The following is a 13,755-nucleotide window of genomic DNA, read 5'->3' as shown; positions in this document are numbered from 1 at the left end:
GTAACACTCTGTGCCTGATGGGTCGGTTCCCGACCCGTGGGGGCTCGTACGCGTCGGGGGACGCCGGTTCGGCGCGCGCGGCGGGCCACGGAGATCGGGCGGCGATGGATTCCGAACAACCGGTGGGCGGGCCCGTGTCGGGCCCCGGCGCGGGCAGGACGGCGGGCGCGGCGGGCGCGGACCCCGCCGCGGACCGGTGGGCCGACGGTCTGCCGGAGCAGCACCAGGTGGCGGTCGACCGGTTCCCGGGGCCGCACGCCGGGGAGTTGGTGCTGCGGGACCTGGCGGCCGCGACGCACGCGTACGCGGACACCCTGCACCGTGATCCGCCGCCGCTCGATCCGCCGGAACTCCAGTGGCGGCTGGCCGCGGACGCGGCGCTGGCCCGGCGCGGGGTCCGGGTCCGCGCGGTGTACCCGCGCGCGTCCCTGCACGAGCCGGCCCTCGCCCGCTTCCTCCAGGCGCTGTCCGACGCGGGCGTCACCGTACGGGTGATCGACCATGTGGCGCACGACCTGCTGATCTTCGACCGGCACACGGTCTGCCTGCCCTCCCACGACCGGCCCGTGCGGCAGGACGCGCGCCGGCGGGCCGCGGCGCCGGCCGCCCCCGGACACGTACCCCGGACGTCCGTCCCCCGCCCAACCGCCTTACCGGGCCCGGCCCCCGGGTACCCCGCGCCCCAACCGGCAGACCCCGACGGGCCTTCGCTGCTGCGCATCCAAGGCGACGCCCTCGTCCGCTCCTTCACCGCCATCCACGAGTCGTACTGGCAGCGCGCCACTCCGCTGCCGCTCGCGGGGGCCGGTCTGCGGCACGCGCCGCTCGGCGCGCTGGAGCGGGCGGTGATCCGGCTGATGACCAACGGCTACGGAGACGACCGCATCGCCCGCAAACTGGGCATCGAGCGCCATGAGGTGGAGGACGTGATGGCCGCGCTGATGGAACGCCTGGGCGCCGGGAGCCGTTTCGAGGTCGGCTACAAACTGGCCCGCGCGCTGGACCCGTCCGAGCTGTCGCCCGGGCGCGGATGACGCCGGCCGGCACCCGCGCCCGCCGCTCCGCCGTTCCGCCGACCCGCCGCTCAACCGACCCGCCGCTCAACCGACTCGCCGCACAGCCGCACCGGCCTCGCCCCGCCCCGACCCGACCCGAAGGACGCACCGTTGACCGACCGCCAGGCCATGCGGACGCTGCTCGCCCGGGCCCGCGCCCGGCAGGACCCGGCCGCGCTGGGGCTGTCACCGCGCGCCGAACCGCGCGGCCGCAAGGTCGCGGGGCTGACCCACGAGCACATGACGCGGCTGCTGGGCTGGCCGGAGCACAAGTACGGCTACGTGGAGCGCGGCCGGCTCGCCACCATCGACACCGGGCTGCTCGAACCGATCGCCCGGATACTGCGGCTGACCGAACAGGAGTGGGAGGCGCTGGTGTTCTACGCGACCGGCGCGCCGCCCGCCTTCCCGCTCGACCCGGAGGTCGGCCGCTCCGTGCCCCGGCCGTGGCGGCGGGTGCTGGCCGCCACCCAGGACATCGCGTACATCAGCGACGCCGCCTGGGACCTGGTCGCGTACAACACGGCGTTCACCCGGCTGTTCACGCCGCACGGCGTGCCGCGCAACGTGATGCGCTGGATGCTGCTCGCCCCGGTCGCGCGGGATCACGTCCTCACCGACTGGGAGAACAGCTGGCTGCCTCTGCTGGTACCGCAGTTGCGGGCCCGCGCCGCCGCCCGGCCGACGGACCGGACGCTGACGCGGCTGGTCGCGGACATCCGGCGCGACCCGGTGGTGGGCCCGCGCTACGACTCCCCCACCACGGAGTACCTCCAGCCGCGGGCCGAGGGCTCCCGGCCGCTGCACCACCCGGAACTCGGCCCGGGCTGGGCCACGTTGTGCGCCGCGGAGCCGTTCGGGGTGCCCGGGGGGCGGCTGATGTTCGTGCTGTTCGACCAGGGCGAGCGGCCGGCGCCGCAGGAGCCGATGTACGCCCCGGCGCCCGGCCCGGTGGACGCCGCCGAGGCCCGGGGCGGCCCGGCCCCGCGGCCGCCCGCCGCGGACCGCGCGGGCCACCCCCCTGACCACCGCCTTCCACCGGACCAGCAGACTGGGACCCCATGAGCATCGAACCACCGCGCCGCCTCGAGGCGTTGACGCCCGCGGTCCACCTGTGGCTGCCCGACGGGCACGACACCTGGGGCCTGGCCAACTGCGTGCTGATCACCGACCGGGACAGCGCGCTGCTGGTCGACACCCCGTACACCGCCGACCTGACCCGCCACCTGGCCGCACTGGCTGACGAGGTGCTGCCGGCCGGCACCCGGATCACCACCGTCGTCAACACCCACGGCAACGGCGACCACTCCTACGGCAACGGGCTGTTCACGGCGGCCGGTGCCGAGGTCATCAGCACCGAGGCCACCAACGCCCACCTGTGCAAGGAGCCGAGCCCGTCCCAACTCGCCCGGCTCGTCGCGGACTGCGACCCGGCCACGCCGCTCGGGGCCTACCTGAAGCGGCACTTCGCCCGCTACGGCGACTTCGGGGTGAGTGAGGCGGTGCCGCCGACCCGCACCTTCAGCGGCCATCTGGACCTCGAAGTCGGCGGATTGGCAGTCGAGTTGATCGAGGTGGGGCCCGCGCACACGGTCGGCGACCTCATCGTCAACCTGCCCGGCGAGGGCGTGGTCTGCGCCGGCGACGTCATCTTCTGCGAGGACCACCCGGTGCACTGGGCCGGGCCGCTCACCGAGGTGCACCGCGCGGTGCAGCGCATCCTGGCCTGCGACCCGCGCGTGGTCGTGCCGGGCCACGGCCCCGTCATGACGCCCGCGGACGTCTCCGCGTACGCGGACTACCTGCTGCGGGTGCGCGACCGCGTCCACGCCGGGCACGCGGCCGGGCAGACCGTCGAGCAGACCGCCGCCGAGCTCATAGCCGCGGAGACCAACCCGCGGTGGGGCCTGACCGAGCGGCTGGCGATCCTCACGGCCGTGGAGTACCGCGTCCTGGACGGGGACTCCTCCCCGGCCGACCTGATCCCGCTGGTCGACCTCGCCGCGCACTACGCCCCGACGGCCGACCCCACCGCCGCCGCCTCAACCGTCGCCTGACGGGCCCGGCGCCGCCCCTCCCCGACCCCGGGTCCGGCCACTCGTCCGCTCGTCCGCGCGGAACGACCGACGGCCCCGGCGCCGGGGGGGTGGTCGCCAGGGCCGCCGGGGCGGTGGGGTGCGATGGGTCGTCAGAGGGGTGCGGGAGCGGCGCACGGCGTACGGCGGGGGCGCCGTCCGTGCGGGGGCCGGGCGCCCAAGTCGCCCGGCGGTACTAGATGGTGACGTCGTGGGCGCGCAGCCAGGGCAGCGGGTCGACGGGGGCGCCGCCGTCCGGGCGGACCTCCAGGTGGAGGTGCGGCGCGGGCACGTTGCCGGTCGCGCCGACCCGTCCGATGGTGTCGCCGGTGGTGACCCGGCCGTCGGTGACGACCATGGTCGACAGGTGGCAGTAGCGCAGTTCGGTGCCGTCGTCGAGGGTCAGGACCACCCGGTAGCCGTCGCTGCCGGCCCAGCCCGCGGAGGTGACGGTGCCGCCGTGCACGGCGTGCACGGGGGTGCCGGTCGGCGCGGTGAAGTCCTGCCCGTTGTGGAGGTTGGCCCACGGGTCGGCCTCGCCGAAGGCGGCGCCGAGCGTGGCGCAGGCGACGGGCTTGATGTAGGAGGCCGCGAGCCGGGCGAGCCGCTCGGCCTCGGCGCGGGCCGCCGCGGCGGCCTCCTCGCGGGCCTTCTCCTCGGCGGCCGCCTTCGCGGCGGCGACCTGCTCGCGCACCTTGCGCTCGGCGGCCTCCCGGGCGGCCTGCGCGGCCGCGGCCTGCTCTGCGGCCTCGCGCTCGACGCGGGCGACGGCCTCGCGTTGGGCGGCGACCTGGCCGAGGAGGCGGGCGCACAGGGCGGCGCCGGGGTCGGTGGGGGCGGCCGGTTCGGCGGCTTCGGCGACTTCGGCGGCTTCCGCGGCTTCGGCGGGCTCGACGAACGCGGCGGGCGCGGTCGCGGGCTCCGCATCGGCGGCGGGCTCCGGGTCGCGGACGGTCTCCACGGCAGGCTCCGCGGTCGGCTCCTCAACCGGCCGCGGCAGTATGGACGTCGAGTCGGCGCCGGCCAGCACGGTCGGGTCGTACACGGGCATCCCGGCGAGCGGGGCACCGGCCGGGGCGGCATCCGGCAGCGGGTACGGCGCGGGGCGCGCCGCGGAGTCGGCGGCGGGCGCGGGGGCCAGCCCGGCGGCGCCGACACTGGCGTAGGCCGCGAACGCGGGGGTGGGGGCCGGGGCGGTCATCGCGGCGGAAGTCCCGTTCGCCGCGGCGGCGTTGGCGCGCTGGCGGGGGAAGTGGAAGTCGTCCCGCTCCTGGCCGGCGAGGTGGCCGTCGAGCCGGGCATGGGCGTAGGCAAGCTGGTCGGACGCCACGACGGGCGCTCTCCTTTCCTTCCCTCTCGCCTACCGGGTTAGCTGACGGGTTCGGAGGAAGAAGGTCTCCTACGGGCCTGACTACTGCCCGATTCACCCCATTTTCTCGGGTCCCCGGTTCCCGCGGACGGGATTCGGCAAGCGCGCGGTCCGCCGTCCTGGCGGCGGCGGTGACGACCGCGCTGCGTTATCGAACGTTAATAGAGCCGGAGTCGTTTTCCAAGCCGTATCAGAGAGTTGGGCATAGGAACAAAACAGTCAGGGTATAGAGAGAGCAGGCAAATCGGTCAGTCGATGTGGCCGTGAAGTGATGTGAGCGTGCATCAGTCGTTATCGGTGCGGGGAAGAGGGCTGGGACATGGTGGCTACGGTGTGTGAGTGGGCAAACTCGGCGCGCAGGCGGCCGGGTGGGGCCGCGCGGCGGGTCCGCCAGTGGCATGGACCTCTGCCATTGCGCGAAGCGCTTGGCAGGTCGCGGCGCCGGACCCCAGGATGGGCGGGCCGGTACTTGTCATGGACCCGACCATTTCGAACGTCCCGACCGCTTCGCGACCTCTCAGGGAGCCCGCCATGGAACGCCCCAGCAGTCCCCGACTCCCCCACACCCGCCGGTCGTTACTCCGCGGCGGCCTCGCGCTCGGCACCGCCGCCGGTGCCGCGCTCGCGGGCGGGCTGTGGACCGGCAGCGGCCGGGCCGCCGCGGCCGGCGCCGTCGACTACCCCGGCGCCACCTGGGCACCGGCCAGCACCGCCAACTACACGGCGTCCAACCGCCCCACCACCTATGCGATCGACATGGTCGTCATCCACGTCACCCAGGAGACCTTCGCCGACACCATCACCCTCTTCCAGGACCCGGCCCACGCCGCCACCGCGCACTACGTGGTGCGCTCCGCCGACGGCGCCATCGACCAGTGCGTCCGGGAGCACGACGTCGCCTGGCACGCGGGCAACTGGTCGTACAACACCCGCAGCATCGGCATCGAGCACGAGGGCTGGGTCGACGACGCGTCCTGGTTCACCGACGCGATGTACCACGCTTCCGCAGCGCTCACCGCCGAGATCTGCGACAAGTACGGCATCCCCAAGGACCGGCAGCACATCATCGGCCATGTCGAGGTGCCGGGCACCGACCACACCGACCCGGGGCCCAACTGGGACTGGGTGCGCTACATCCGCCTGGTGAACGGCGGCTGAGCCGCGGCGGGCACCGGCGGCCCGCCCGCGCCCTCACACCCGGCCGCCCGGGGCTGTGCAGGGGGCGTAACCGGCCGCGCTTCGCGGGTGTGACCGCGGCGAAACGGGCCTTTCGTACGGTGCGACGGTCAGCCGTACCCGAGAGGGGAGCCGCGTGCCCGCGACCGTGCCCGCCACCGCGACCGCGCCGGTGCCCGCGCCCCCGCCCGTGTCCGTACCCCTGCCCGAGCCCCGGTCCGGACCCCGGCCAGAACTCCTGTCCGGCGCCGAGCAGCGGGCGGAGGGCGACGGGCGGGTGCGTACGGTGTGCGCGTACTGCGGGGTGGGCTGCGGCATGGTGCTCCAGGTGGCCGCCGGGCCCGACGGGCGGCGCGGCGTGGTCAAGGTCTCCGGCGACAAGGAGCACCCGGCGAACTTCGGCCGGCTGTGCACCAAGGGCGCCACGACCGCGGACATGCTCGCCGCGCCCGGCCGGCTGACCACCGCCCTGGTCCGGGCCGAGCGCGGCGGCCCGGCCGCCCCGGTGCCGGTCGCCGACGCGGTGGCGGAGACCGCCGCGCGGCTGCGGGCGATCATCGACGAGCACGGCCCGGACGCGGTCGCCTTCTACGTCTCGGGCCAGATGAGCCTGGAGGCGCAGTACCTGGCGAACAAGCTCGCCAAGGGCTTCGTGCGCACCAACCAGATCGAGTCCAACTCCCGCCTGTGCATGGCCAGCGCGGGCAGCGGCTACAAGCTGTCGCTGGGCGCCGACGGACCGCCCGGGTCCTACCGGGACTTCGAGCACGCCGACGTGTTCCTGGTGATCGGCTCCAACATGGCCGACTGCCACCCGATCCTCTTCCTGCGGATGATGGACCGGGTCAAGGCGGGCGCCAAGCTGATCGTCGTCGATCCGCGGCGGACCGCCACCGCGGCGAAGGCCGACGTCTTCCTCCAACTGCGCCCGGGCACCGACCTCGCGCTGCTCAACGGACTGCTCCACCTGCTGGTCGAGGCCGGCCGCACCGACCCGGAGTTCATCGCCGCGCACACCGAGGGGTGGGCGGCGATGCCGGAGCTGCTCGCCGACTACCCGCCGGCGGCCGTCGCGGAGCTGACCGGGGTCGCCGAGGCGGACCTGCGCGCCGCCGCCGGGCTGATCGGTGACGCGCGGGAGTGGATGAGCTGCTGGACGATGGGGCTCAACCAGTCCACCCACGGCACCTGGAACACCAACGCCCTGGTCAACCTGCACCTGGCCACCGGCGCGATCTGCCGCCCGGGCAGCGGGCCGTTCTCGCTGACCGGCCAGCCCAACGCGATGGGCGGCCGCGAGATGGGCTACATGGGCCCGGGGCTGCCCGGGCAGCGCTCGGTGCTGGTCGACGAGGACCGGGCCGCCGCCGAGGAGCTGTGGGGCCTGCCGCCCGGCACGATCCGCGCGGACGGCGCCGGCGGCGGCACCGTGGAGATGTTCCGGCGGATGGCGGCCGGGCAGATCAAGGCGTGCTGGATCATCTGCACCAACCCGGTGGCCTCCGTCGCCAACCGGACGACCGTCGTCGAGGGCCTGGCGGCGGCCGAACTCGTCGTCGTGCAGGACGTGTTCGCCGACACCGAGACCACCGCGCACGCCGACGTGGTGCTGCCGGGCGCGATGTGGACCGAGGCCGAAGGGGTGCTGGTCAACAGCGAGCGCAACCTCACGCTGGCCCGGCCCGCGCTCGACCCGCCCGGCGAGGCGACCGCGGACTGGCGGCTGATCGCGGACATCGCCTGCGCGATGGGGTACGCCGACGCCTTCACCTACACCGGCGCCGAGCAGGTCTTCGAGGAACTCAAGGGCGCCTGGAACCCCAAAACCGGCTACGACCTGCGCGGGGTCAGCTACGAGCGGCTGCGCGGCACCCCCGTGCAGTGGCCGGCCGCGGACCCGGACGGGCCCGACCGCAATCCGATCCGGTACACCGGGCCGGACGGGCCGCGCTTCCCCACCGCGAGCGGCCGCGCCGCCTTCTTCCCCCGCCCGCACCTGCCGCCCGCCGAACTCCCCGACGACGACTACCCGTTCGCGCTCAACACCGGACGGCTGCCGCACCAGTGGCACACCCTCACCAAGACCGGGCGGGTGGCCAAGCTGAACCGGCTCAACCCGGCGCCGTTCGTGGAGCTGCACCCCGCCGACGCGGACCGGCTCGGCATCGCCGACGGCGACACGGTCGAGGTCGCCTCCCGGCGCGGCCGGGCGCTGCTGCCCGCGGTGGTCACCGACCGGGTACTGCCCGGCTGCTGCTTCGCGCCCTTCCACTGGAACGACCTGTTCGGCAAGGACCTGAGCGTCAACGCGGTGACCAATGACGCCGTCGACCCGATCTCCTTCCAGCCGGAGTTCAAGGTGTGCGCGGTGGCCCTGGCGAAGGTGGCCGCGGCGGTCGGGGAGACCGCGGAAGGCGGGGACGTCGCGGTAGGCGGGGGCGTTGCGGAAGGCGGGGATCTCGGGGCTGCCGGGGAGGCCCCGGCTCTCGCGGAGGCCCCGGCCCCGGCGCTGGACGCACCCGCCGCCGTACCCGCCGTCGCGGCGCCTGCTGTTGCGGCACCCGCCGGACTCGCCGGTGCCGTCGGCCTGTTCGGCCTCACCGATCCGCCGCCCGTGCTCGGCGCGGACGAACGGCAGTACCTCGTCGGGTTCCTGGCCGGGCTGGAGTCCGGCGCTCCCGGGGTGCCGGTGCTGCCCCCGGACGCGCCGTTCCGGCCCGCCCACGCGCGCTGGGTCAACGGCGTCCTCGCGGGCATGTACTCGCGCGCGCCGGAGGCACCGCAACCGCACCCCCCGTACCGGCCGGACCAGCAGTCCGGGCAGGGCCCCGCGGCGACGGCGCCGCCCGACCGGCCCGCGCCGCCCCCCGTACGCGATGTCGTGGTGCTGTGGGCCTCGCAGACCGGCACCGCCGAGGACTTCGCGGCCGGTGTCGTGGAGCGCCTGGCGGGCGCGGGCCACCGTCCCGCCCTGGCCGGCATGGACACCACCGACCCCCGCACCCTGCCGGACACCGCCGACCTGCTGCTCATCACCAGCACCTACGGCGACGGCGACGCGCCCGACAACGGCGCCGGCTTCTGGGACGCGCTCACCGCCTCCGACGCGCCCCGCCTGGAGGGCCGCCGCTACGCCGTACTGGCCTTCGGCGACTCCTCCTACGACGACTTCTGCGGCCACGGGCGGCGGTTGGACCACCGGCTGGGCGAACTCGGCGCCGTACGGCTGGCACCCCGCACCGACTGCGAGCCCGACTACGAGGACACGGCCGGGGCGTGGCTGGAGGGAATGCTCACGACCCTGGGGCAGACGCCCGCCGCACCGCCCGCGCCCGTATTCCCGCCCGCACCCGCGCCCGTACCGCCGCCCGCCGCACCGCCCGCGCCCGTACCGGCGCCCGCCGCACCGCCCGCCTCCGCACGGCCGCCCGCGGCCCCGCCCGGCGCGGCCCGCACCGCCCCCGCACGCGCCGGGCGGCCCGTGACCGCGCTGCTGACCGGCAACCGCCTGCTCAGCGGCCCGGGCGCGACCAAGGAGGTGCGGCGCTTCACGTTCGACACCCGCGCGTGCGAGGTGCCGCTCGGCTACGAAGCCGGGGACGCGCTCAGCGTCACCCCCGTCAACTCCCCCGACCTCGTGGCGGAATGGCTCGCCGTGACGGGGCTGGACGGCGCCACCGCCGTGGACGTGGCCGGCGGGGGGACCGTCTCACTGCCCTTCGGCGAGGCGCTGCACCGCCACTTCGACATCACCCGGATCACCCCGGCCCTGCTCCGCTTCGTCGCCGAGCGCACCGGTGACCGCCGGCTGCGCGACATGCTCCGCGCCGACGGCAACGACCGTCTCGCCCAGTGGAGTTGGGGCCGCCAGGCGGTCGACGTGCTCGCCGAGTACACGGTGTCCGCGACCGCCCAGGAGTGGGCCGGCGTGCTCCACCGGCTCCAGCCGCGCCAGTACTCGATCTCCTCCAGCCCGCTCACCGACCCGCACGAGGTCGCGCTGACCGTGGCGGTGGTCCGCTACGACAGCCCGCGCGGTCGGGCCCGGCAGGGCGTGTGCTCGCCCTTCCTCGCCGACGCCGCCGAACGCGCCGAGGTGCCCGTCGCGCTGCGCCGCGCCCCGAACTTCCGGCCGCCCGCCGACCCGGCCACCCCGATGGTGATGATCGGCCCCGGCACCGGCGTCGCGCCCTTCGTCGGCTTCCTCGACGAGCGCCGCGCCCGCGGCGACCGCGGCCCGAACTGGCTGTTCTTCGGCGAGCGGAACCGCGCGACGGACTTCTACTACGAGGCGGAGCTGGCCGCCCACCTCGACGGCGGCACCCTCGCCCGCCTCGACACCGCCTTCTCCCGCGACCAGCGCGCGAAGGTCTACGTCCAGGACCGGATGCGCGAGCACGGCTCCCGCCTGTGGCGCTGGCTCCAGGACGGCGCCCACCTCTACGTCTGCGGCGACGCGGCCCGCATGGCCAAGGACGTCGACCGCGCGCTGCGCGACGTCGCCGCCGTGCACGGCGCCCTGGACCGCGACGCGGCCGACGCGTACGTCAAGCGGCTCGCGGCGGAGAAGCGGTACGTCCGCGACGTGTACTGAGGCGTCCGCCCGCCGCCGGGCGGTCGCGTCAGCCGAGGCTGCTCGCGGCGAGTTCGTAGTCGTTCGCCTGCGCGGGCGTGAGGACCTGGGAGACCCGGATCAGGGAGGCGCCGACGTAGTAGTGGTACTCCCCCGCGCTCGCCGTGCCCTGGGCGCCGCTCTCGATCGACCGGGCCCGCGCGTGCGCCTGCGCCGCGGTCGCGAACGTCTCGATGCTGCCGCCGCGGACGACCGCGTCCGCCTTGGTGCCCTCCACGTCGGCGGGCTGCACCCGGGAGTCGGCGAACGCCACCTTCGACAGGTAGCCGCGCGAGGTGCCGAGCAGGTGGTCCGGGTCCGTGGCCGCGGTGTACACGACCGTCGTCGTCATCGTGGACACGCTCCGCTCCAGCGTCGAGGCCACCTGCTCCGCCGACGTCAGGCCCACCGCCACCGCCTGCTCCGAGGCCGTGGCCGCGCTCCGGGCGCCACCGCCGTCCGCCCCGCCCGACGAGCACCCGGCCAGCAGCCCGCACACCGCGGCCACCGCCACGAGCCCCGCGCTGACACCAGTGGTGCGGAAGGTGGCACAGATGCGCATGTTTCCCCCAGATCGGGACGTGAGGGCATACGTTAACCCCGCGGTCCCGCTCTCCGGGAGCCCCGGGACGGCATCCGCTCAGTCAAGACCCGGTAACGCCCCCGCAACTCTCCGCTGTGCCGCGCCCATGCGGCCCGGCAGCGCCTCTCACCGGGCCACGCCCCCGCACCTTCCGCACGCCGCGTCAGCCGCGCAGCGGGGCCGCCAGCGCCTTGCGCCACCGGGCCCGGGCGAGCAGCCTGCGGGTCTCCCGCTTTCCGGGTTCGTGGTAGATCACGAAGTCGTCGAAGCGGTACACGCCGGGCCGGTCGGCGACGGAGACGGCCGCGTCGCGTATCGCCACGAGCTGGGCGGGGGTCATCTGGAGGGCCCGTTCGCCCGGCTGGAAGGTCGCTCCGAGCGGGTGGTCCCGCCCTGGCCGCCGCGCCATCTCGATGTGGCAACCCAGCACATGGGTGACCGGGTGGGTTCCGGCGAACTCGGCCAAACTCCGCATCGTCGTGAGGAAGGCCGGGAAGTCGGCGACATAGAGCCGGCCCGGGAGCACGGTGTCGCCGGTGAACAGGATGCCGGTCCAGCGGTCGTAGAAGGTCAGGGACGAGTCGTGATGGCCGGGCGTGGCCAGCACGTCGAGCACCCGGCCGCCGAGGTCGAAGGAGACCGGGGCGCTCCCCAGGGCCGCCGCGTCCGAGCCGAGCCCGAAGAAGTCCCGCGCCGCGTCCGCCTCCTTCGGCACCACCGCGGTCCCGGGCCGGTCGGTGAACTGCGGGTCCCCCGCCACGTGGTCGCCGTGCGCGTGCGTGTGCGCCACCACCAGGCCGTACCCCTCACGCGGGTGTGCGGCCAGCCACTGGTCCACCAGCCCGTCCACGGTGGCGCGCAGCGGAAACGCCGCCGGGTCCCCGGTGGCGCCGGAGTCCAGCAGCAGGGCCCGCTCGTTGCCGAAGAGGAGGAAGAGGAAAGGCGCTTCGTAGTTCACCGTCTTGCTCTGGCGGAGCAGCACGGTGTGCGGGTCGTACCAGTGCGTCTGGACGGGCGGCTCCTGCTGCCATCGGGCGCGCACGCCATGCCTCCAGACGACGTCCAGCGAGCCGTCCACCGGAGCTTCGGTCTCGAAGTCGACTTCCCCGTCACGCGTCACTGCCATCGCCGCCTCTTCCGGTCGTGTGCTCCCGCCCTGCCGGGTACGCCTCGCCCGCGCCCGGTCCGGACGCCGGGCGCGCGGACCCGCTCGGCTGGGCGGGGTATCCGGCGGGCCCGGACCGCCGGCGGCGGGGGCGTGCTGCGGTGCTGTCACAGCACGGTCACAGAGGTCGGCAGCCGGGCGGTGGGTGGGGCAAGGTGGCCGCATGCGTACCCGAATCGCCGCCGCGGCCGTGGCCGCCGCCGCACTCGCCACGTTCTGCGCGACCGCGTGCTCCTCCGGCAGCGGCGACAAGAGCGCGTCGGAGCCGACCACCCCGGCGACGGCGTCGGTGACCGCCGCCCCGACCACCGGCGCCACGGCGACCCGGCCGCCGGCCCCGAGCGGCGCGAACCGGCAGACGTACCTCGCCGCGCTCAAGGCGATAGACCCGTCGCTCGCCGCCGACCCGAACCAGGTGATCGAGGAGGGCCGCCTCCAGTGCACCGTGATCAACGGTGACTCGCAGACCGCCGACCACCTCGCCGCCCAGCGGTTCAGCAGCACCGGCCACCAACTGACCGACGCGCAGGGCGCGGCGATCGACGCGGCGCTGAAGCTCACCGTCTGCAAGGGCTGAGCGCGCGGCGACCGGCCCCGCGCCCGCGGCCGCCCCAACCCCTGGACACCCGCTGCCGGGCGCCGCGCCCGACCTGCCACCGGGCTTGCCCGGGGCCGGAGTTGCGCACGGGGTACTCCGCCAGGTATCCACAAGCCCTAACGCTGCGGGAAGGTGACGCATGGCTGGACTGACGGACGTCTGGAAGCGATCCGCGATCGGACGCCTGTCGAAGCAGGCGTCGCACATCGAGTTGATGCACCGCTCGATGGGCTTTGCCGCACTCGGCTTCGTCACGCTGATGCCGCTGCTCGTGGTGGTCGCCGCCGCGACCCCGTGGGAGCACCGGCCCGGCTTCGCGCAGTGGGTGATCGACGGCATGGGCCTGGACGGCAACGGCGCCCGCAGCATGCGCAGCATGTTCGCCACGCCCAACCACGTGCTGAGCACCACCGGCGCCTGGAGCCTGGCCACGGCGGCGTACTTCGGGCTGTCCTTCGTGGCGAGCGTCGAGACCGGCTACCGCAAGATCTGGGACCTGCCGGCCGGCCCGTGGCACCGCGACTGGCGCCGCGCGGTGTGGCTGGCGGTGCTCACCGCCTACCTGTTCTGCGAGTCGCAGAGCGCGGCGGTGCTGGGCAGCGGCCCCGTGCCGAGCGCGGTACGCATCCTGCTCACCTTCGCCCTGGGCGTGCTCTTCTTCGCCTGGGGCCAGAACTTCCTGCTCTACGGCTCGGTCCGGGTGCGCACCGCCCTGCCCGGCGCGGTCCTGACCATGCTGGGCCTGGCCGGGCTGCGGATCTTCTCGCACCTGTTCTTCGCCCCCATGCTCGAGTCCAACGCGGTCACCTACGGCCCGGTCGGCAACGTGCTGACGGTGGTCACCTGGCTGGTCGGCGTGGGCTTCGTGGTCTTCGGCGGCGCCCTCGTCGGCCGGCACGTCCGCGACGGCCGCACGCTGCGGCGGGGCGGCGAGATACCGCGACCGCCGCAGCCCGAGGGCTGGTTCGAGAAGCCCGAGGCCACCGTGCCCGCGCTGCCGTGGCGTTCGGACGGCGCGGGCGGCGCGATCGACTGACCCCGCCGACCCCGCTCGTACGACACAGCGCGGCGGCCCGCGCACACCCCGTGGCGGCGCTTCCCACAACAGCAACCCCCCTCGTA

Annotated in this window: 10 protein-coding genes and 1 riboswitch; of the genes, 7 read left to right on the top strand and 3 right to left on the bottom strand. The window is 75.1% G+C overall.

The window, feature by feature from the left end; genetic code table 11:
- Positions 1-104 precede the first annotated feature (104 nt).
- The 3 genes from WA788_RS00730 (at position 105) to WA788_RS00720 (ending at position 3,112) form a co-directional block, all read left to right on the top strand.
- A complete protein-coding gene (locus WA788_RS00730; protein WP_335970463.1) occupies positions 105-1,034 on the top strand; it encodes a helix-turn-helix transcriptional regulator in 930 nt (309 codons plus the stop codon).
- Between the two features lie 132 nt (positions 1,035-1,166).
- Positions 1,167-2,120, top strand: a complete 954-nt coding sequence (locus WA788_RS00725; RefSeq protein WP_335970461.1) for a helix-turn-helix transcriptional regulator — start codon at positions 1,167-1,169, stop codon at positions 2,118-2,120.
- A complete protein-coding gene (locus WA788_RS00720) occupies positions 2,117-3,112 on the top strand; it encodes an MBL fold metallo-hydrolase (protein ID WP_335970459.1) in 996 nt (331 codons plus the stop codon). Before WA788_RS00725 ends, WA788_RS00720 begins: the two co-directional genes overlap by 4 nt.
- Positions 3,113-3,326: 214 nt before the next feature.
- Here the strand turns inward: WA788_RS00720 and WA788_RS00715 are convergent, their stop codons facing one another.
- Positions 3,327-4,460, bottom strand: a complete 1,134-nt coding sequence (locus WA788_RS00715; protein WP_335970458.1) for a M23 family metallopeptidase — start codon at positions 4,458-4,460, stop codon at positions 3,327-3,329.
- 12 nt (positions 4,461-4,472) lie between these two features.
- Positions 4,473-4,610, bottom strand: a riboswitch (cyclic di-AMP (ydaO/yuaA leader).
- Between the two features lie 420 nt (positions 4,611-5,030).
- On the opposite strand from WA788_RS00715, the gene WA788_RS00710 reads away from it, so the two are divergent.
- Positions 5,031-5,657 carry an N-acetylmuramoyl-L-alanine amidase gene (locus WA788_RS00710; protein ID WP_335970456.1) on the top strand — a complete coding sequence of 209 codons (627 nt, stop codon included), beginning with the start codon at positions 5,031-5,033 and terminating at the stop codon, positions 5,655-5,657.
- A gap of 334 nt (positions 5,658-5,991) precedes the next feature.
- Complete coding sequence (locus tag WA788_RS00705; protein ID WP_443033954.1) at positions 5,992-10,269, top strand: molybdopterin-dependent oxidoreductase; 4,278 nt, start codon at positions 5,992-5,994, stop codon at positions 10,267-10,269.
- Positions 10,270-10,297: 28 nt separating this feature from the next.
- Here WA788_RS00705 and WA788_RS00700 read toward each other — a convergent pair whose 3' ends face one another.
- Together WA788_RS00700 and WA788_RS00695 are read right to left on the bottom strand one after the other, a co-directional pair.
- Positions 10,298-10,849 carry a hypothetical protein gene (locus WA788_RS00700; protein ID WP_335970454.1) on the bottom strand — a complete coding sequence of 184 codons (552 nt, stop codon included), beginning with the start codon at positions 10,847-10,849 and terminating at the stop codon, positions 10,298-10,300.
- Between the two features lie 184 nt (positions 10,850-11,033).
- Positions 11,034-11,996: an MBL fold metallo-hydrolase gene (locus WA788_RS00695; protein WP_335970453.1), complete on the bottom strand. Its 963-nt coding sequence runs from the start codon at positions 11,994-11,996 to the stop codon at positions 11,034-11,036.
- Positions 11,997-12,198: 202 nt separating this feature from the next.
- Here WA788_RS00695 and WA788_RS00690 point away from each other — a divergent pair, with 202 nt between their 5' ends.
- Both WA788_RS00690 and WA788_RS00685 read left to right on the top strand, forming a co-directional pair.
- Positions 12,199-12,612, top strand: a complete 414-nt coding sequence (locus tag WA788_RS00690; protein WP_335970451.1) for a hypothetical protein — start codon at positions 12,199-12,201, stop codon at positions 12,610-12,612.
- 160 nt (positions 12,613-12,772) lie between these two features.
- Positions 12,773-13,669 (top strand): YhjD/YihY/BrkB family envelope integrity protein, encoded by an 897-nt coding sequence (locus WA788_RS00685; RefSeq protein WP_335970450.1) that lies wholly within the window; start codon positions 12,773-12,775, stop codon positions 13,667-13,669.
- Positions 13,670-13,755: the final 86 nt, after the last annotated feature.

Origin of the sequence: Streptomyces sp. CA2R106, from assembly GCF_037034245.1 — a bacterium.
In the GTDB taxonomy this organism is placed as follows: Bacteria; Actinomycetota; Actinomycetes; order Streptomycetales; family Streptomycetaceae; genus Actinacidiphila.
This window is presented reverse-complemented; position numbering and strand designations above follow the sequence as displayed.

Excerpts from the sequence above, each read along its gene's own strand:
- WA788_RS00730 (WP_335970463.1), top strand. The coding sequence starts at position 105 with ATGGATTCCGAACAACCGGTGGGCGGGCCCGTGTCGGGCCCCGGCGCG.
- WA788_RS00720 (WP_335970459.1), top strand. The coding sequence starts at position 2,117 with ATGAGCATCGAACCACCGCGCCGCCTCGAGGCGTTGACGCCCGCGGTC.
- WA788_RS00710 (WP_335970456.1), top strand. The coding sequence starts at position 5,031 with ATGGAACGCCCCAGCAGTCCCCGACTCCCCCACACCCGCCGGTCGTTA.
- WA788_RS00705 (WP_443033954.1), top strand. The coding sequence starts at position 5,992 with ATGGTGCTCCAGGTGGCCGCCGGGCCCGACGGGCGGCGCGGCGTGGTC.
- WA788_RS00700 (WP_335970454.1), bottom strand. The coding sequence starts at position 10,849 with ATGCGCATCTGTGCCACCTTCCGCACCACTGGTGTCAGCGCGGGGCTC.
- WA788_RS00695 (WP_335970453.1), bottom strand. The coding sequence starts at position 11,996 with ATGGCAGTGACGCGTGACGGGGAAGTCGACTTCGAGACCGAAGCTCCG.
- WA788_RS00690 (WP_335970451.1), top strand. The coding sequence starts at position 12,199 with ATGCGTACCCGAATCGCCGCCGCGGCCGTGGCCGCCGCCGCACTCGCC.
- WA788_RS00685 (WP_335970450.1), top strand. The coding sequence starts at position 12,773 with ATGGCTGGACTGACGGACGTCTGGAAGCGATCCGCGATCGGACGCCTG.